Below are 18,557 nucleotides of genomic sequence, written 5' to 3'. Positions count from 1 at the left end.
TCGGGAGCGGCCCGACGACGGCCGTGTGTCTCAACTGTTGATGACGATCATGCCGCCGATGAGCAGTGCGGCACCGATCGCGGTGCGCAGCGTCAGCGTTTCCCCGAGGAAGACGCTGGCTAGCAGCGGCACGAAGCAGAATGTCAGCGCCATAAACGAATAGGCGATCGTCAGCGGCACGCTCTTCAGCACGAAGATCCAGACGAGCGTTCCGATGCCGTAGACGGCAAGGGCTGCGATCATCAGCGGGTTCAGAAGAAGCGCGACGATGCCGCCCAAGCCGAACTCGCCCGTGGTGCGGCTCGACAGCTTGAACAGCACCTGCCCCATCGCAATCATCAGCGGCGTGCCGGTGAGGCCCAGCCACAAAGCCGGGCTGTAATTGCCCCCCATCATGCCGCTGCAGCCTCGACGCCGCCCGCGTCAGTCCCTGCCCGTTCCACCGTCTCGCAATAGAAGATATCGCGGCCGATATCCTCGCACACATGGATCGCGGGAACCGGGTGGACGGCGCGCAGGAAGGAGTGCGTGTAGGGGAAGAAGTTGAAATGCGGGTTGAAGCTGTAGCGATACTCCCGCTCGCGCGGCACGACGATGATCAGCCGGCGGCGCGCGATCCGGCGCAGCTCGGCAATGGCTTTGCGGTAGTCGAGCACGTGCTCGATCACATGCGTGCAGACGACCGTATCGAACGCGCCATCCGCAAATGGCAGATCCTCGATCCGCGCGGCGACATATTCGACGCCGGGAAGACTTGCGGCATCCTCGACCACGAAATCGACGCCGGTCACGCGGCGCAGGCCAGGCTGTGCCACCTGGATATGCTTCAGAAGCGCGCCCGTTCCACAGCCGACATCGCAGACGCTCTCGCCCAGGATCGCGCCGGCGATGCGGCGGATGCAGGCGGCCGAATTGTCGGTCCCCTCATGCACGCGGGGATGTTTGCGGTAGAGGTCCTCATACTCCGCCTCCGACAGAAACGGCGCACGGGCCCGAAACCGGGCGAGGTGGACGATGTGCTCGCCCCAGATCAGCTTGGCGGCCGCCCGGAACAGGCTGGAATCCCGCACCACAGGCGGCAGCAGGTCCTCCAGCACGAAGCGGATGCGGTTGGTGGTCTCGCGGTTCATCGTTCGGTCTCCGGGATCACGCCGCCGCGCTGCGCGCATCGCCGGTCTCACCCTGCACGGGTTCGGCCGGGACAGGCATGGACACGGACAGGAAGGGGCTGGACGGCAGGGCCATGTAGTGCAGCCGCAGTTGCTCGGCGCGGGCACGGGCAAGCGAATCGAGGATCAGCCCTGCGGTGAACATCATGAAGGAGATCATCATCAGCGCGACCGAGAGGACCCAGGTCGGCATGCGCCGCACGAGCCCGGTCTCGAAATATTCGACCAGGACCGGTGCCATGAAGATCAGGCTCGCGGCCATGAAGGCCATGCTGATGGCGCCGAAGAAGGTGAAGGGCCGCGTCTCCTTCATCAGCATCGCGAACATCCAGAGAATCCGCCCGCCATCGCGAAAGGTGGAAAGCTTGGAATGCGACCCTTCCGGCCGGCGGCCATAGTCGAGCGGCATCTCGCACACCGGCAGCTTCAGCCGCGAGGCATGCACTGACATCTCCGTCTCGATCTCGAACCCGCCGGACACGGCCGGAAAGCTCTTGGCGAAGCGCCGGGAGAACACGCGGTACCCCGAAAAGATGTCGGTGAAATCATTGCCGAACAGCGTCCGGTAAAGCCGGTTGAACAGCCGGTTGCCGAAGGCGTGCCCCTGCCGGCCGGCATCCGCCTTCACCCCCCGTCGCGTGCCCACCACCATGTCGGCGCGCTCGGCGATCAGCGTGGCGATCAGCGCGGGCGCGTCGGCCGCCGAATAGGTGCCATCCCCATCCGCCATCACATAGACATCGGCATCGACGTCGGAGAACATGCGGCGCACGACATGGCCCTTGCCCTGCCGCGTCTCCCGCGTGACGAGCGCGCCCGCAAGCGTCGCCCGCAGCGCCGTTTCGTCGGTCGAGTTGTTGTCGTAGACATGGATGCGGGCAAGCGGCAGCGCCGTGCGGAACGCATGAACGACCGACACGATCGTCGCCGCTTCGTTGTAGCAGGGGAGAAGGACGGCGATCCTGAGATCTGGCGGAAGCATCTGCATCGGTATCATCCGTGGCGGTCGCACGACAATGACCGGGAAATCTTAAGGTCGCGTTGACGATGTTGCTCGCTTACCGACCAAGGGCCGCGCGCTGCAGCCACCGTGTTCGACAAAGGCTTTTTTCACCTTCCCCTTCTAAGGTTCCAGACAGCCGGGCGCCCCGGACGACGATTGCGAGGCCTCCTGCCGTGACCCTTTTCCAACCCGCCTCAAGCAACGTCGAACCCGCAGCACACGCATCGCCCAAGACGAAACGGGCGTGGACGCATGCGCCATGGGTCTTGGTCCTCCTCGCCATTTTCATCATCGCCACGGCCTCCGTCATCGCCGGGCTCAGGGCCACGGATTATGTCGGCGCGGACAATGACGACGCCATGCGTCTCGTCGAGGTCAGGGATTTCCTTGCCGGGCAAGGCTGGTTCGACATGATGCAATACCGCCTCGGGCTCGATGGCGGCACGCTGATGCACTGGTCACGCCTCGTGGATCTGCCGATCGCCGGGCTGATCGCCCTCTTCGGCCTGTTCCTTCCGCCGGGGCCGAGCGAGGCCGCCGCACTCTTCCTCTGGCCGATCCTGCTGATCGTCCCTGTCGTCATCGGCGTGGCACGCGCCTGCTGGAACATCGGCCGACGCCAGACCATGATTATCGGTCTCGTTCTCATCGTCCTGTCGCTCATCAGCAATATCCGCTTCCAGCCGGGAAATATCGACCACCACAACGTCCAGCTGGCCCTGATCGCCCTGCTCGTGGCCGGGCTCACCGACCGTCTCGGCCGGTGGAAAGGGCATGTCCTCGCCGGCATCATGGCCGGTCTTGCCGTCGCGGTCGGCGTGGAGACCACACCGCTGGTGGCCATGGCCGGCATCGTCGTCGCGCTCCGCTGGGCCTGGCATGGCGCGCCGATGGATGGGGCCGCCAGAGCCTTCGGCCTGTCGCTCGCCGCAACGGTCGCGGCCGCTTTTCTCGTCACCACGCCGCCACGCCTTTATGCGATGGTCACCTGCGACAACCTCTCGCTCGGCTTCTTCGCCATCGCGACCGCAGGCGGCCTGGCACTCGCTCTCTCCGCTCACATCGCAAGTCGCCGCTCACGGATCGCGCGCCTCCTCGCGCTTGCGGCGTCAGGCGCGGCCGTTGCCGCCGTCACGCTGTCGGTCGCGCCGCAATGCCTGCAGAACCCGCTCGCCTCTCTCGATCCGCTTTTGAAAACCCTGTGGCTGGAGCGCGTGCAGGAAGCGCAGTCGATCGTGCAGATGGTGCAGACCATGCCGTCCTATGTCGGCTTCGGCTTTGCGGCCGGCACCATCGCCATCATCGTCTGCCTCGCCCGCATCTGGCGAAACGACCGGCGGGAACTCCACCTCGTCTTTCTCGCGCTCTGCCTTCCGACCCTCGCCATCAGCATGCTGCAGGTCCGCGGCACGACGTTCCTGAATTTCCTGTCGATCTTCCCCCTGTCGCTTGCGGTTTCCGACCTGCGCAGCCGCGCGCACCGCGAACCGAAGACGATCGGCGCGGAGCTCGCCTTTGCCGGGCTGATGCTGATCTCGATTCCAAGCGTCTGGGCCATCGCTTCCGCCGCCGTGGCCAAGGTCGCGAATACGGACGACACGGTCATGGCGGGAATCGAGCCGAGCGCCTGCGTCGCCCGCGATGCGATCGCGCCGCTGGCCGACGAGCCGATCGGCGTCGTCGCGGCACCCTCCAACCTCGGGGCGTCCATTCTGCGCTTCACGCATCACCGCGTGCTCGCAGCACCCTACCATCGCAACCCGGCCGGCATGCTGGCGGAACTGAACATCGGCCTTGCCGGGGCGGAGGCCGCAAAGAATCTTCTGAAACGCGATGGCGTGACGCTGCTCGCCTTCTGCGCCGAGGACGGCCAGACGAGCCTGATCGCGGAGCGTGCGCCCGACGGGCTCTACGCGGCCCTCGGCAGGGGCATCGTTCCCGCCTATCTCCAGCCCATCGCAACGCCGGAACAGGCCGCGCTGAAGATCTTTCGCGTCCTCCCCTGAGCACCCGTCCGGTCAGGTGCGGGCGGGGACGGCACAGGCCTCGCCACCCGAGTACAGACGCGAGCGCGTGAGGAAGCGTTTCTCGCGACCATTGTCGAGCGAGAACATGCCCCCGCGACCGGGTACGACGTCGATGATCAGCTGCGTGTGCTTCCAGACCTCGAACTGGCTGCCGCTGATATAGACCGGCACGCCGCCGATCTCGCCGAGGCACACGTCATGATCGCCGACGATATAGTCGTCCGCCGGATAGCACATGGGCGAGGAGCCGTCGCAGCAGCCGCCGGACTGATGGAACAGAATGTCGGGATGGTCGAGGCGGATCTCCTCGATGAAGGCAAGTGCCGCGTCCGTCGCCAGAACCCGCTTCTGCCCGTCCGGCATGTCGCCGACGATAACGCCCTGCATGTGGATGCCGCCCTTTATGAGGAATTCCTAAATTTAGCGAGTGACCGACCGTTCATCATTGTGTCATACTTGCGACCAGGATTTGGGAGGATCACATCATGTCATATCGCACGGAGTGCTATCTGAGCTGCACGAGCCTGTCGCTTCTGCTCTGGTGCGCGCTGGCGCTGATCGTCCAACACGGCTGAGCGAAACCGCTCGTGCCCATCTCCCGGCAAGCCGGGAGATGGCGTTTTCCGATCCCGCGATCCGCAGCTCAGAAGAAGCCGAGCGCCTTCGGGCTGTAGCTGACCAGCATGTTCTTGGTCTGCTGGTAGTGGTCGAGCATCATCTTGTGCGTCTCGCGCCCGATACCGGACTGCTTGTAGCCGCCGAAGGCCGCGTGCGCGGGATAGGCATGGTAGCAATTGGTCCAGACGCGACCGGCCTGGATATTGCGACCGAAGTTGTAGCAACGGTTCGCATCCCGGCTCCATACGCCCGAGCCGAGGCCGTAGAGCGTGTCGTTGGCGATCTCGAGCGCTTCCGCATCGTCCTTGAAAGTGGTGACCGAGACCACGGGGCCGAAGATTTCCTCCTGGAACACCCGCATCTTGTTGTGGCCCTTGAACACGGTCGGCTTGACGTAGAAACCGCCGGCCAGTTCGCCCTCCAGCGTGTTGCGCTCGCCGCCGATCAGCACCTCGGCGCCTTCCTGGCGGCCGATGTCCATGTAGGACAGGATCTTTTCCAGCTGCTCGTTGGAGGCCTGCGCGCCGATCATGGTCGACATATCGAGCGGGTTGCCCTGCTTGATGGCAGCCACGCGTTTCAGCGCCTTTTCCATGAAGCGGTCGTAGATCTTCTCGTGGACCAGCGCACGGCTCGGGCAGGTGCAGACCTCGCCCTGGTTGAGCGCGAACATGGCGAAACCTTCGAGCGCCTTGTCGAGATAGTCGTCGTCCTCGCGCATCACGTCTTCGAAGAAGATGTTGGGCGACTTTCCGCCCAGTTCGAGCGTGACGGGAATGAGGTTCTGGCTGGCATATTGCATGATCAGCCGGCCGGTCGAGGTCTCACCGGTAAAGGCCACCTTGTTGATGCGCGGATTCGTCGCCAGCGGCTTGCCGGCTTCGAGACCGAAGCCGTTGACGATGTTGAGCACGCCCGGCGGCAGCAGGTCGGCGATCAGCTCGGCCCAGACGAGGATGGAGGCCGGCGTCTGCTCGGCTGGCTTGAGGATGACGCAGTTGCCGGCAGCCAGCGCCGGTGCCAGCTTCCAGGCCGCCATCAGAATGGGGAAGTTCCACGGAATGATCTGCGCAACCACGCCAAGCGGCTCGTGGAAATGATAGGCGACCGTATCATGGTCGATCTCGCCGATCGTGCCTTCCTGGGCGCGGACGCAGGAGGCGAAATAGCGGAAATGGTCGATGGCGAGCGGCATGTCGGCCGCCATGGTCTCGCGCAGCGGCTTGCCGTTGTCCCAGGTTTCGGCCTTCGCCAGAAGCTCGATATTGTCTTCCATGCGCTGCGCGATCTTCATCAAGATATTGGCGCGCTCGGTGGTCGAGGTCCGGCCCCATTTGTCCTTTGCGGCATGGGCGGCATCCAACGCCAGTTCCACATCGGCCGCTTCCGAGCGGGCGATCTGGCAGAGCACGCCGCCGGTGATCGGCGTCGTGTTGTCGAATGTGCGGCCGCTCGCGGCATCGCGCCACGCGCCCCCGATGAAGTTGCCGTATTTCTGCTTGAACGGGTTCTCAACGATCTTCTGGTGCAGCATGTGGGTCTCCTCCAAGGGACAGCTACCTCTGTCTGCGGAGACCCTGCGCCGGAACATCCCGCGGCAAAAGAGGGGCAAGGCCGATCGTCCGTGCGACTGTCTCACATCTGCGACACGCGTGCGCCGCAACCCGTGCTGCAGTGCGCAAACAGCGATCTCTCAATCGAGGGAGAGCTTCTTCATCTTGCGATAGAGCGTCGCGCGGCTGATCCCGAGGCATTCGGCGGCCGCCGACACGTTGCCGCCAGCGCGCGACAGCACCCGGCGCAACGCCGCGCGTTCCGCATCGTCGAGATCGTCGTGCTCGCCCGCCGGACGATCGTGCAGGAGATCGGAGGCGGGAATGCCGGCGGCGATCCTGACATCGTCGATCCCGAGCGTCAGACGGGCCGCGCGCGTCGCGCCGAGCACGAGATCGTCGCGATCGATGGCGAGCAGCGCCGGGCTCGCCTTGCCCTCCGCCGGCACCAGAAGCACGCGATGGCCGCGAAAGGCGCGGTGAAAGAGGTTCGATTCGATCCGTGCTGCGGCATCGCGCACGGCTTGCGAGAGAATGGTCATCGCCATCTCCCCGGCATCCTCGCGGCAGGTGGAGATATCGATCGCCGCCGTCACGCGGCCGCGATGGTCGCGGATCGGCGCGGTGGCGCAGGAAAGGCCGGTGTTGCGGCTAAGAAAGTGCTGGTCGCGGTAGATGACGATCGGACGCTCGTCGGCGATCGCCGTGCCGATGCCGTTGGTGCCGACGCTTGCCTCGCTCCACAGCGTGCCGGACCAGAGGCCGATGCCGCGAAAATCGTCGTCGTCGCCGGCCGCACCCCGCCGCTCCAGCGCCACACCGTTTCCGTCCGTCAGCAGCAGGCAGCAACCTGCCTTCCCGACGGTGGCAAACAGCCGGTCGATCTCGCCGCGCGCCTCTTCGAGCAGAGCGCCGCTCTCCTCGCGTGCGGCGCGGAACGCCCGCTCGTCGAGGCGCAGCGGCGACCGCGCTTCCTCCGGCGAAAGCCCGTGCACGGTCATGCATCGCCGCCAAGAGGCGGCAACGGGCGAACTGGCTGCCGCCGACGCATGATGCGCCACGGCCTGAACGTGATCCGAATGGTTCATCCGCTCTCCTCCCCGAAAGCTGACGGTAACGGTACTATAACGGGATTTCGCGAAAGGTCCATGCCGCCGCCCCGAGCACCCTCGCCACGGCGGGACGGGCGAAGCCGGGGGAAAATCGCGCGGAGATGTGTTCTCGGGACGTCCAACTTGCTACAGCGAAAGGACATCATGCCCGCAGGGGCTCACTCCCTCCTATCCTTTCCGGCGGACGATCATGCTGCGCGATCTTTCCTTCCAGAGCCTGTTCATGGGGCTTCTCACGGCCTTTGTCGGCTTTGCCAGTTCCTTCGCCGTCATCCTTCACGGCTTATCGGCGGTGGGCGCGACAGAAGCCGAAGCGGCGTCCGGGCTGATGGCCCTGTCGGTCTCGATGGGCATTCTCGCGATCCTGTTGAGCGTGTGGACCCGCCTGCCCATCAGCATCGCCTGGTCGACGCCGGGTGCGGCCCTGATCGCCAGTTCCGGCGCGATTGCCGGCGGGTTTCCGGCCGCCGCGGGCGGCTTCGCCCTTTGCGGCGTCATGATCGTGATTGCCGGTCTCTGGCGCCCGCTCGGCCGGCTCGTCGCCAGAATTCCCGCGCCGCTCGCCAATGCCATGCTGGCAGGCGTCCTCCTCTCGCTCTGCTTCGCGCCGGTGAAGGCGGTGGGCGCCGATCCCGCACTCGGCCTGCCCATCGTGCTCGCCTGGGCGATCGCCGGAACCTTCAACCGGCTTCTGGCGGTGCCGGCCGCCCTGCTCGCCTTCACCCTCGTCATCCTCTTCGGCATCGACATTCCCCCGGGCACGATGGACCGCGTCGTCGCAACGCTCGTCCCGCAGCCCGTCTTCGTCATGCCGGTCTTCACGCTCGCAGGGCTCGTATCGATCGCCTTGCCCCTGTTCGTCGTCACCATGGCGTCGCAGAACATTCCGGGCATCGCGGTTCTCAAAGTCCATGGCTACGCGCCCGAACCGGGCCCGCTCTTTGCCGGCACCGGCATCTTCTCGCTCTTCGCCGTCCCCTTCGGCGGCCATGCCGTCAACCTCGCGGCCATCACGGCGGCCATGTGCGCCGGACCGGATTCGCACGCGGACCCCGCGCGGCGCTACTGGTCGGCGATCATCGCCGGAATCTTCTACATCGTCTTCGGGCTTCTCGCGGCCACCGTGACGCTGCTCGTCGGCCTCGCGCCGCCGGTCCTCATCCAGGCGGTGGCGGGCCTCGCGCTGATCGGCGCCTTCGCCGCTTCGGCCTCGGCCGCCTTCAAGGACGCGGAAAGCCGCGACGGTGCGGCCATCACCTTCCTCGTCACGGCCTCCGGCGTCAGCTTCGCCGGCATCTCCGGCGCCTTCTGGGGCATCGTGGCGGGCGGCCTCATGCTGTTCCTCGCCCATGTCAGGTCCGGACGCGGCACGTCTTCGCGCCCCAACTGAGATTTCAAGCAGCCGTCGCTTGCGGAGGAGCGCTGATCCCGGCCTCCAGCGTCAGCGCGTTCTCGACGGCCGTCATCACAGCGGTCTTGATGTCGGACAGCGGCTGCGGCTTGCCGAAGAGATAGCCTTGAACCTGCAGGCACCCTTCGCCGCGCAGAAAGGTCATGTGCTCCTCGGTCTCCACGCCTTCGGCCAGAACGGGGATATCGAGACTGCGGGCCAGGATGATGGTCGAGCGCACGATCGCCTCGGCCGGCCGGCTGCGGCCGATGCCATCGACGAAACTGCGATCGATCTTGATCTTGTCGAACGGAAAGTTCTGCAGCGTCGAGAGGGAGGAATAGCCTGTGCCGTAGTCGTCCATGGCGATCTTCACGCCCATGGCCTTCAGCTGGCGGATGATGTGCAGGGCGTGCTGCTGGTCGCCGATGATGCCGGATTCCGTGATCTCGAGTTCGAGCCGCTCTGCAGGAAGCCCTGTCTGGAGCAGGATGTCGCGCACGCGGTGCGGCAGGGCGACATCGGCCAGCTGGGCCGGCGCGACGTTGACGGCGATGCGCACCGGCTGCGCCCACGACGACGCCTCCCGGCAGGCGGTCTCCAGCACCCAGTCGCCGAGCCTCTGGATGAAGCCCGTCCGCTCGGCCAGCGGAATGAACTCGACCGGCGACACCATGCCCCGCGTCGGGTGACGCCAGCGCAGGAGCACCTCGTAACCGATGATATCGCGGCTCAGCGTATCGTTCTGCGGCTGGTAGAACAGTTCGAGCTCGCCGCGATCGATGGAGTGGTGCAGGTCGATCGAGAGAAGACTGCGCTCGCGCGTCGCCGCATCCATGCTCGGCTTGTAGAACCGCACCGCGCTCGCCCCGTTGACCTTGGCCCGGTGCATGGCGAGATCCGCCTGCGCCACGAGATCGATGGCCGTCTGGGCCGAACCGGGAAAAAGCGAGATGCCGGAACTCGCCGTCACCCGGAACGCCCGCCCTTCGAGATCCATCGGCAGGTTGACGGCGCTCAGGATCCGCTCGGCGAACTCCTTCGCATCGGCCTTCACGAAGAACCGGTCCCGGACGGCCACGAATTCGTCGCCGCCGACCCGCGCGAGAAACTCGCCCGGCTGCAGGATGGCGGACACCTGCTCGGCGATCGCCCGCAACACGCGGTCGCCGACGGCCTGTCCATGGGCGTCGTTCACGTCCTTGAACCGGTTGATGCCGATGGCCACCAGTGCCAGGCGCTCGGTATCGTCCCGCGGCTGCCGCATCGCTTCGCCGACATGCTCGTGAAGCGCCTCCCGGTTCGGCAGACCCGTCAAGGCGTCGTGCAGCGAGAGATGGCGGTAGCGTTCCGCGGCCATCTGGTTGGAGTTCAGGTCGATGACATAGGCGGAGGCGCCGAGCGCCATCATGATGGTCATGATCAGGAGGACCATTGCGGCCAGAACGCTCTCCGCCACGCCCATCGGCGGGATCGAGATCGTGGGATCCGGTAGAACCGTCATGCCGGCCATGGCCGTGAAATGCAGCGAGAGGATCGCGAGGATGAGGCCGGCGGCACCGCCATATTTGCAGAAACGGGTGACCGGCCGTGCGATGCGATTGGTGGCGACGGCCCCGAAGCCGACGGCCAGCAGAACGGCCGTCATCGTCAGCACCGTGTCCCAGATCTTGATACCCCCAACGAGCAGCGCCGACATCCCGACATAGTGCATGCAGACGATACCCAATCCGACGATACCGCCGCCGACCTCGATGGTGGCACCGGTCTGCCGGCCGGCGGTGACGGCGAAGCCGAACAGCGTGAAGCCGACCGCGATGGCCAGCGACCACAGTGTCATGAGCGGGTCATAGGCGTAATCGAGCGGCATCCGGTAGCTGAGCATCGCGATGAAATGCGTCGACCAGATGGTCGAACCGCCGATGCAACCCGACAGGAACAGCCAGTTCAGCTTCTGGACGCCCTGCGTCCGCCGCACGCGGGCGTAGAGCCGCATGGTGAGGACGGAGCCGAGGACGCAGACCACAAGCGCTGCAATCAGCAGAGGATATGCATGGTCGATCGTCATGCAGGAAAGAAATGTCAGCATGAAACACCTATGAGAGACGGTGCATTCTGGCACGGGCCTTTCCTGCGCGCGATTAATGCCCCGGCGCGTTCTCCCGAAACGGTTAGCGATCTCTGAATGGCTGCGGCGTGCCAAGCATTGCAATTCCGGGCATTCTCCGTTATGGACGCGCGTCCGCGCAGACACCCTTGGAGGCAAACGCGGATGAGGCCTTAAAACCTCAATTCGCACGGCCCTTGCGCCCTGCGAATGCTTCACAACAAGAAAGGTACTGCCATGAGCAACGCAACGTACGAGCTCAAGGCCGAAACGCGCGAACGGGTTGGTAAGGGGTCCTCCCGTGAACTTCGCCGCAACGGTCTTATTCCTGCTGTCATCTACGGTGACAAGCAGACGCCGATTTCCATCGCCCTCTCCACGAAGGAAGTCACGCAGCGCATTCATGCCGGCGGTTTCATGACCACGGTTGCCACGATCGACGTCAACGGCGAGAAGATCCAGGTCCTCCCGAAGGACTACCAGCTCGATCCGGTGCGCGATTTCACCATGCATGTCGACTTCCTGCGCGTGTCGAAGAACAGCGTCGTCACCGTCGAAGTGCCGGTTCACTTCGAAAACGAAGACAAGTCCGCTGCCATCAAGAACGGCGGCGTTCTGAACGTCGTTCGTCACACGATCGAACTGGTCGTTCCCGCGAACGCGATCCCGGAAGCCATCACCGTTGACCTCAGCGGCCTGTCCAAGGTCGGCGACGGCATCCACATCTCGGACATCACGCTGCCCGAGAACGCGACGCTGACGATCACCGACCGTGACTTCACGGTTGCGACGATCGCCGCTCCGGACGTCCTGACGGCCGAAGAAGAAGAAGGTACACCGGCTGGCGAAGCTGCCGGTGACGCCGACAGCGAAGGTAACGCCGAGTAAGCCTTAACGTCAGTTAAGCTTACACGCACCCTTGCCGCATCGAATGGCCCGTCTGCACCCCGCAGGCGGGCCATTCTGCATTCCGCCCAGACGCCTTCGCTTCAATAACATTTAATGCTTTTATGATCATGTTGCCCCGGGTCGTGCGGCGTGCTCCATCACGTGGCACTGTGCAGGGAACAGGCGATGGCACGGGCGTTTTTCGAGGCGAGACAATGATGCATTCTGTGGAACATCGCTTCGTCGCGATCGTCTGCGGCGCCATGCTGGTCTTCGTCGCCCCGCTGATCGTCCTCTTCCTGTATCTCTCCTCCGGCCGCATCGAGCGCGAGCATCTTGCCAATGCCGAGGTCATGCTGGATGCCGGGGCGAAAGCTCTGGCCAAACCGCTCTGGGACTTCGACACGGAGGCCATGAACCAGATCGCGCGTGCGCTCGCCGCCGACGGGAACATCGCCTTCGTAAAGGTCACCGGCACGTCGGCCGGCCTCCAGGCCGCCTATCCCGTCATGGACAACGAAACGGCGGGACAACATGCGATCCTCTCGCGTGACATCGTCTATTATGCGCCGACAGGCCGGAAGTCCGTCGGCACGGTCGAGCTGCATGTGCGGACCGGCGGCCTCCTCAGCCGTTTCGGCAATGACGAGCTCGTCATCTTCTCCATTCTCATCGTCGCCATCGCGGTGGTGTTCATCGCCGCCATCATCGGCAACCGCATCACCGTCATCCGCCCGCTCCTGCGCCTCACCGCCGCCATCGAGATGAGCCGGCTGTTCGGGTCGCGCCAGCGGGTCGAGTGGGAATCGGACGACGAGATGGGCGCGCTGGTGCTCAAGTTCAACGAGATGCAGAGCCGTCTGGAGAACGAGCAGAACGCCCTTCGCCGTGCCCATGCCCGCTCCACCGAGATCTACAACCTGACCCCGGCCATGCTGTTCTCGATCGATCTGGAAGACCGGATCGTCGCGGTCAGCAATTTCTGGCTGAGCAAGACCGGATATGCGCGGGAAGCCGTCATCGACCGCCTGTTCTCGGACTTCATCGAACCCTCGGCCCATGAATCCTATCACGAACGCCGCATCGCCGCCGGCCTCCAGAACACCTGCGAGGTCACCGTTCCCTTCGTGAAGGCGAACGGCGAGACGATGACCGTGCTGATCCAGGAGACCATGACGCTCGGGCACGGCCAGACGGAGGACGCCGCCCTTGCCGTCATGACGGATATCACGGCGCTGAAGCAGGCGGAGAACCGCAATCAGGTGCAGGCCATGACGGACCACCTGACCGGCCTTCTGAACCGTCAGGGCTTCGAGGCGGCGCTGGACGCAGGCATCCGCAAGGCCGACGAGCGATCGGGCGAGCTTGCCTGCGTCTTCATCGATCTCGATCGCTTCAAGTGGATCAACGACAATTTCGGCCATGCCGTCGGAGACGAGGTCCTGCGGCAGGTCGTCTCCCGCGTTCGCGCCAACCTGCGGCCGGAAGATACGATGTCGCGCATCGGCGGCGACGAGTTCGCCATCCTCATCAACGGCGAAAATGTGGAAACCCTGGCAAGCGATATCGGCGACAGCATCTGCGCGGGCCTTGCCGAACCGATCACGGTGCGCGGCACCGAGCTGTCGGTCAGCTGCAGCGTCGGGATCGCGCTCTACCCGATCCATGCCGAGAACGCCTCGGATCTTCTGCTGAAATCCGACATCGCCATGTATGCGCGCAAGCACGGTGGCAAGAACGGCAAGCAGATGTTCGACACATCCATGCTCGACGCTGCCCGCGAACGCCACGAGATCGCCCAGTATATCGAGACGGGTCTGCGCGAGGACTGGTTCGAAGCCTACCTCCAGCCGATCGTCGGCATGAGCGACGGCCGCATCGTCGGCTTCGAGGCGCTGATGCGTCTGAACCATCCGGAAAAAGGGATTCTTGCTCCGGCCCGCATCATCGGCATCGCGGAGGAAACCGGCACCATCGGCCGCATCGGCGAGCGCATTCTGGAAAAGGCGATCGGGCATCTGGCCGCCATCTCGCGCCTGGAAGGCACCGGCGAGACCTATCTCGCGGTCAACTTCTCCCCGATGCAGTTCGAGACCACCCTGCCCCACAAGCTGGCGGCGCTGCTCCTGAAGAACCACGTCGCGCCGAGCCGCATCGTGATCGAAATCACCGAAGCCGTGCTCATGCTCGACAGCCCGGATGTGCATGCGGTTCTGAAGCAGCTCGGCGAATTCGGCTGCCGCATCGCGCTCGACGATTTCGGCACCGGCTATTCCTCGCTCAGCTACCTCAACCGCTTCCCCGTCGACATCGTCAAGGTCGATCAATCCTTCACGCGGTCGCTGACGGCCGACGAAGTGGATGTCCGCCGCAAGAGCCGCATGCTCATCAAGGGCATCCGCACCATCTCCAACCAGATGGGTTACGACACGGTGGCCGAGGGCATCGAGACGCTCGAAGACTGGGAGCTTCTGAAGAAGCTCGGCATCGACTATGGCCAGGGCTACTTCTTCAGCAAGCCGATGCCCATCGGCGAGATGCTGAAAATGCTGGAGAGCCATTCGGAAGCCAAGGCGACCACGGGCTGAACAGAGACAGGCGCCCCCGCGCGGGCAGCAAGGAACGACGGCAGGCATGCAGCACAGGCGAACTTGGCAGACACGGGGAATGATAGCATCGGGCATGGCGCTTCTGGGCGTCCTTCTCCCGACCATACCCGCGCTTGCGCAGTCCCCCGAGACGCCGGAAACCCTCCAGACCCTCACGCTGCTGACGGAGGAATATCCCCCCTTCGCCTTCACGCAGGACGGCGAGATCACCGGCTCCTCGGTCGATCAGGTTCGCCGCATCATGGCGGAAGTCCATCCCGATTACACACTCGACATCGTCCCATGGGCCCGCGCGATCGCCACGGCGGAAACCGACCCCGCGACCTGCGTCTTTACGACGACACTGCTGCCGGAACGCATCCCGCGCTTCAAATGGGTGTCGCCCCTGAACATCGATACGCTCATGCTGGTCGGCCGCACCGGCGGCAAAGCCCTCCCCCGCTCCGTCGAGGCCGCCAAGGCCTTCACCGTCGCCGTGCACAAGGACGACCTGGGCGAGATCTTCGCGCGCAAGCAAGGGTTTCGGCATGTCGACACGGCCCCGAGCATCGACCTCTCCCTGAAGAAGCTTCTGGCCGGCCGCGTCGATCTCGTGCTGCTGACCCGCAAGACCTTCGACGACCTGCGCACACAGGGTGAGCCGCTCGACGCGATCCTCGACGTGGAAACGACCCGCTCGGGCATCGCATGCAACAAGGCCGTGCCCGACCGGCTGATCGCCGACATGCAGGCCGTGCTCGACCGGCTGATCGCGGACGGCACGCAGGCCGAGATGGAGCGCCGCTACGCCAATTCGGCGAAATAGGGCCCCTCCCGAGGCCTCCGCCGCGCGAACCGGCTTGACATAGACGGCCCTGCGGGGTGCAAGACATCGGCTGAACAGCATGCGCCGGCGAAAGCCGCCATGCACCCGAACCGGCGACCGACCCGAGACGAAACATGCTGATCTTTGCAGGACTGGGCAATCCGGGCCCGAAATATGCGGGAAACCGCCACAATATCGGCTTCATGGCCCTCGACGCGATCCATCGCCGTCACGCTTTCTCGCCTTGGTCGAAGAAGTTCAAGGCCGAGATCGCAGAAGGCGACCTCGCGGGCGAGCGCGTGCTGCTGTTGAAGCCGCAGACCTTCATGAACCTGTCAGGCAAATCCGTCGGCGAGGCCATGCGCTTCTACAAGGTTCCCGTCGGCAGCGTCGTCGCCATCTATGACGAACTGGATCTCGTGCCCGGCAAGGCCCGGCTGAAGACGGGCGGCGGCCATGGCGGCCACAACGGCATCAAGTCCATGGACGCCCATTGCGGCCGCGACTACCGTCGCCTGCGTCTCGGCATCGGCCATCCCGGTGCCAAGGAGCAGGTGGAACGCCACGTTCTCGGCGACTTCGCCAAGGCCGACCGCATCTGGCTGGACCCGTTGCTGGAAGCGCTCGCGGACAATGCGGACATGCTGGTCAAGGGCGAGGATTCACAGCTGATGAACAAGCTTGCGCTCGCCACAGGCAGCCCGCCGCCGGCCGAGCCGGCGCAAAAGGCAAAGCCCGCCGGCCAGTCCCACATCCGCGCGGCGCGCAACCATGCCCAGCCCAGGATCCTGCCGACGACAGGACCGATGGCGGACATGCTGAAAAAGATGTTCGGCAACAAGGACGAATGATCCGCCCGACACGGTCAAGGCCGCGCCGACGCGCCGATCACTCCTCTGGCTCGGTCGTCAGCATCATCGGAAACCCGGCTTCCTTGGCAAGGTCCGTCGCCTCTTTCGCCTTCGTCTCCGCGATATCCCGCGCGCAGACCAGAAGCACGCAGGACCCCATCTTGTGGGCCGTCAGCATCATCCGGTAGCCGGTCTCCTCGCTCATCCGAAAGACGATCTTCAGCACCATGATCACGAAGTCGCGCGGCGTATAGTCGTCGTTCAGAAGAATGACCTTGTAGAGCTTCGGCCGCTCGAGTTTCGGCTTGGTCACGGTCTTCGGCGTGGTGGTGGTATCATCGCTCATGGGCAAGTGCCTTCTGACGGAAAGGCCCGGGTGCAGGCATGCCGCTATATCACATCGCACGCCGCCTGTTTCAAGCCCGCCGCAGGCGCCAGATCACCCGCGTGCTACGAGAAGTCGGGCAGGCAAGCCGTGCTGTTCGGCTCTCGCAACCGCCTTGCGATCGAACGTCGCATAGCTTCCAGCACCCATTTTCGCGCCTTCGTAGAGGATGATCGCATCGGGGAAATCACCGCCTGCCTCCAGAAACGAAAGACCAAGCGAGACCGCATCCCGATCGACGGTCACCGTTTGCGCATCCCGAAGTGCCGTGATCGCCTGCTGCAACTCCACCGTGGTGAACCGGTACACGCGCCTGAGCACCCAGCACATTTCGCACAGCGTCTGGTTCGTGATCACGACCTCGTTCTGACGAAAGAAAGCCTCTGCGACGGGGGTTTCCTGCGGGTGATCCCGGGTCAGCATGCGAACGAGAATGTTGGTGTCGATGGTCGATTTCACGATTTCGGCTCGTCCGGATCGATTTCACCGGCATAGCCTGCCGCGATCGCCTCCTTGATCTCCTCGAGCGTATGTGGCCGGTCGGCCTTGTGAGAGAACATGCCAAACAGGCTCTCGATCGGACGTGTTTTCGCAACCACATGCAGCGACGTGCGATGTCGTGGCATGACATCGACATCCACCTCGTCGCCAGGCCCAAGGCCCAGCGGCTCCAGCACGTCCCTGTTCAGCACAATCCTGCCATCGTCGGAGACTTTGAGGCGCACGATCCCACCGTCCTTTCGTTATACCCGGATGCTACCACAGACCCCGCGCGCCACAAGCCTCGTCCGTGCCGTTGCCGGCGCCACCCCTTGACCCCTTTGCCGCTTTCGCCCATAGGCACCGCATTGCAAAACGAGAAGAGACGGGTCGTCACGCCATGGGTTTCAAATGCGGTATCGTCGGTCTGCCGAATGTCGGCAAGTCCACGCTGTTTAACGCGCTGACGAAGACGGCGCAGGCGCAGGCGGCCAATTATCCCTTCTGCACCATCGAGCCGAACACGGGTGAAGTCGCCGTGCCGGATCCGCGGATGCGCAAGCTGGCCGATATCGCCAAGTCCAAGGAACTCATCCCGACCCGCATCGCCTTCGTCGATATTGCCGGCCTCGTGCGCGGCGCATCGAAGGGCGAAGGCCTCGGCAACCAGTTTCTCGCCAATATCCGCGAAGTCGATGCCGTGGTGCACGTGCTGCGCTGCTTCGAAGACGACGACATCACCCATGTCGAGGGCAAGATCGACCCGGTCGCGGACGCCGATACGATCGAGACCGAGCTGATGCTGGCCGACCTCGAAAGCCTGGAGCGCCGCACCGAGCAGACCCGCAAACGGGCAAGCGCGAAAGATAAGGATTCGGTCGCAGCCCTGCCGATCATGGATGCCTCCCTGAAGCTCCTCAACGAAGGCAAGCCGGTTCGCACGCTGCTGTCCACGTTGAACGCAGAGGAACTTCTGATCCTCAAGGGTCTGAACCTCCTGACCTCGCACCCCGTCCTCTACGTCTGCAACGTTGCCGAGGCCGATGCCGTCGAAGGCAATGCCCATACGCGCGCTGTCGAGGCGATGGCCAAGGCGCAGGGCGCGGAAACCGTGGTTATCTCTGCCGCCATCGAATCGGAAGTCGCACAGCTGCCGGAGGACGAATCGCGGGAGTTCCTCGAAGCGCTCGGGCTGAGCGAAGCCGGTCTCGACCGTCTCATTCGCGCCGGCTACAAGCTGCTCGACCTGATCACCTACTTCACGGTCGGCCCGAAGGAAACGCGCGCCTGGACCATCGAGCGCGGCACCAAGGCACCGGCCGCCGCCGGCGTCATCCATTCCGACTTCGAACGCGGCTTTATCCGCGCCAATACCATCGCCTTCGACGACTACATTCAGTTCGGTGGCGAAAGCGGCGCGAAGGAAGCCGGCAAGGCGCGTGACGAAGGCAAGGAATATGTCGTTCAGGATGGCGACGTCATTCACTTCCGCTTCAACACGTAATCGCGGAAGCGACTGCGACCTGAGCAGTTCGGCCAGAATAGACGGCCCCAGACATC

General features: G+C 64.4%; 17 protein-coding genes. 7 read left to right on the top strand and 10 right to left on the bottom strand.

The annotated features are described in order from the left end of the window. Positions 1-30: 30 nt before the first annotated feature. Genes LRX75_RS21255 through LRX75_RS21245 form a run of 3 tightly spaced genes read right to left on the bottom strand, consistent with a single transcriptional unit; the run spans position 31 to position 2,157 of the window. Positions 31-396 (bottom strand): EamA family transporter, encoded by a 366-nt coding sequence (locus LRX75_RS21255; RefSeq protein WP_231816642.1) that lies wholly within the window; start codon positions 394-396, stop codon positions 31-33. After that, complete coding sequence (locus LRX75_RS21250; RefSeq protein WP_231816641.1) at positions 393-1,130, bottom strand: class I SAM-dependent methyltransferase; 738 nt, start codon at positions 1,128-1,130, stop codon at positions 393-395. Before LRX75_RS21250 ends, LRX75_RS21255 begins: the two co-directional genes overlap by 4 nt. Before the next feature lie 16 nt (positions 1,131-1,146). Continuing rightward, positions 1,147-2,157: a glycosyltransferase gene (locus tag LRX75_RS21245; RefSeq protein ID WP_231816640.1), complete on the bottom strand. Its 1,011-nt coding sequence runs from the start codon at positions 2,155-2,157 to the stop codon at positions 1,147-1,149. Between the two features lie 281 nt (positions 2,158-2,438). On the opposite strand from LRX75_RS21245, the gene LRX75_RS21240 reads away from it, so the two are divergent. Further along, positions 2,439-4,178 carry a hypothetical protein gene (locus LRX75_RS21240; RefSeq protein ID WP_231816639.1) on the top strand — a complete coding sequence of 580 codons (1,740 nt, stop codon included), beginning with the start codon at positions 2,439-2,441 and terminating at the stop codon, positions 4,176-4,178. A 12-nt stretch (positions 4,179-4,190) separates the two neighbouring features. Here LRX75_RS21240 and LRX75_RS21235 read toward each other — a convergent pair whose 3' ends face one another. The 3 genes from LRX75_RS21235 to LRX75_RS21225 form a co-directional block, all read right to left on the bottom strand. Beyond that, the gene (locus LRX75_RS21235; protein ID WP_420851246.1) at positions 4,191-4,586 is read right to left on the bottom strand and encodes a DUF779 domain-containing protein; all 396 of its coding nucleotides are present in this window, start codon (positions 4,584-4,586) and stop codon (positions 4,191-4,193) included. Positions 4,587-4,842: 256 nt separating this feature from the next. Continuing rightward, a complete protein-coding gene (gene adh / locus LRX75_RS21230) occupies positions 4,843-6,351 on the bottom strand; it encodes an aldehyde dehydrogenase (RefSeq protein ID WP_231816638.1) in 1,509 nt (502 codons plus the stop codon). A 159-nt stretch (positions 6,352-6,510) separates the two neighbouring features. Then, positions 6,511-7,458, bottom strand: a complete 948-nt coding sequence (locus LRX75_RS21225; protein ID WP_231816637.1) for a helix-turn-helix domain-containing protein — start codon at positions 7,456-7,458, stop codon at positions 6,511-6,513. Between the two features lie 214 nt (positions 7,459-7,672). Here LRX75_RS21225 and LRX75_RS21220 point away from each other — a divergent pair, with 214 nt between their 5' ends. Continuing rightward, entirely contained in the window at positions 7,673-8,872 is a 1,200-nt protein-coding gene (locus LRX75_RS21220) for a benzoate/H(+) symporter BenE family transporter (protein WP_231816636.1), read from the top strand. 4 nt (positions 8,873-8,876) lie between these two features. Here LRX75_RS21220 and LRX75_RS21215 read toward each other — a convergent pair whose 3' ends face one another. Beyond that, positions 8,877-10,961 (bottom strand): putative bifunctional diguanylate cyclase/phosphodiesterase, encoded by a 2,085-nt coding sequence (locus LRX75_RS21215; protein WP_231816635.1) that lies wholly within the window; start codon positions 10,959-10,961, stop codon positions 8,877-8,879. A 255-nt stretch (positions 10,962-11,216) separates the two neighbouring features. Between LRX75_RS21215 and LRX75_RS21210 the strand changes: the two genes are divergently transcribed. From LRX75_RS21210 to pth, 4 genes are all read left to right on the top strand, one after another. Next, positions 11,217-11,867, top strand: coding sequence for a 50S ribosomal protein L25/general stress protein Ctc (locus LRX75_RS21210; protein WP_113150638.1), 651 nt, complete (start codon positions 11,217-11,219; stop codon positions 11,865-11,867). Positions 11,868-12,082: 215 nt separating this feature from the next. Further along, positions 12,083-14,455, top strand: a complete 2,373-nt coding sequence (locus tag LRX75_RS21205; RefSeq protein ID WP_231816634.1) for a putative bifunctional diguanylate cyclase/phosphodiesterase — start codon at positions 12,083-12,085, stop codon at positions 14,453-14,455. A gap of 79 nt (positions 14,456-14,534) precedes the next feature. After that, entirely contained in the window at positions 14,535-15,281 is a 747-nt protein-coding gene (locus LRX75_RS21200; RefSeq protein ID WP_231816633.1) for a substrate-binding periplasmic protein, read from the top strand. A gap of 134 nt (positions 15,282-15,415) precedes the next feature. After that, on the top strand, positions 15,416-16,132 hold the full coding sequence (gene pth / locus LRX75_RS21195; RefSeq protein ID WP_231816632.1) for an aminoacyl-tRNA hydrolase: 717 nt from the start codon (positions 15,416-15,418) through the stop codon (positions 16,130-16,132). Between the two features lie 37 nt (positions 16,133-16,169). Here pth and clpS read toward each other — a convergent pair whose 3' ends face one another. The 3 genes from clpS to LRX75_RS21180 form a co-directional block, all read right to left on the bottom strand. Continuing rightward, positions 16,170-16,478: an ATP-dependent Clp protease adapter ClpS gene (clpS, locus tag LRX75_RS21190; RefSeq protein WP_231816631.1), complete on the bottom strand. Its 309-nt coding sequence runs from the start codon at positions 16,476-16,478 to the stop codon at positions 16,170-16,172. A 93-nt stretch (positions 16,479-16,571) separates the two neighbouring features. Continuing rightward, entirely contained in the window at positions 16,572-16,976 is a 405-nt protein-coding gene (locus LRX75_RS21185) for a type II toxin-antitoxin system VapC family toxin (protein WP_231816630.1), read from the bottom strand. Continuing rightward, positions 16,973-17,242, bottom strand: coding sequence for an AbrB/MazE/SpoVT family DNA-binding domain-containing protein (locus tag LRX75_RS21180; protein WP_231816629.1), 270 nt, complete (start codon positions 17,240-17,242; stop codon positions 16,973-16,975). The genes LRX75_RS21185 and LRX75_RS21180 overlap by 4 nt, the downstream gene beginning before the upstream one ends. Before the next feature lie 155 nt (positions 17,243-17,397). On the opposite strand from LRX75_RS21180, the gene ychF reads away from it, so the two are divergent. After that, positions 17,398-18,501 carry a redox-regulated ATPase YchF gene (gene ychF / locus LRX75_RS21175; RefSeq protein ID WP_231816628.1) on the top strand — a complete coding sequence of 368 codons (1,104 nt, stop codon included), beginning with the start codon at positions 17,398-17,400 and terminating at the stop codon, positions 18,499-18,501. Positions 18,502-18,557: the final 56 nt, after the last annotated feature.

Origin of the sequence: Rhizobium quercicola (genome assembly GCF_021168455.1) — a bacterium.
Classification (GTDB): Bacteria; Pseudomonadota; Alphaproteobacteria; order Rhizobiales; family Rhizobiaceae; genus Ferranicluibacter; species Ferranicluibacter quercicola.
This window is presented reverse-complemented; position numbering and strand designations above follow the sequence as displayed.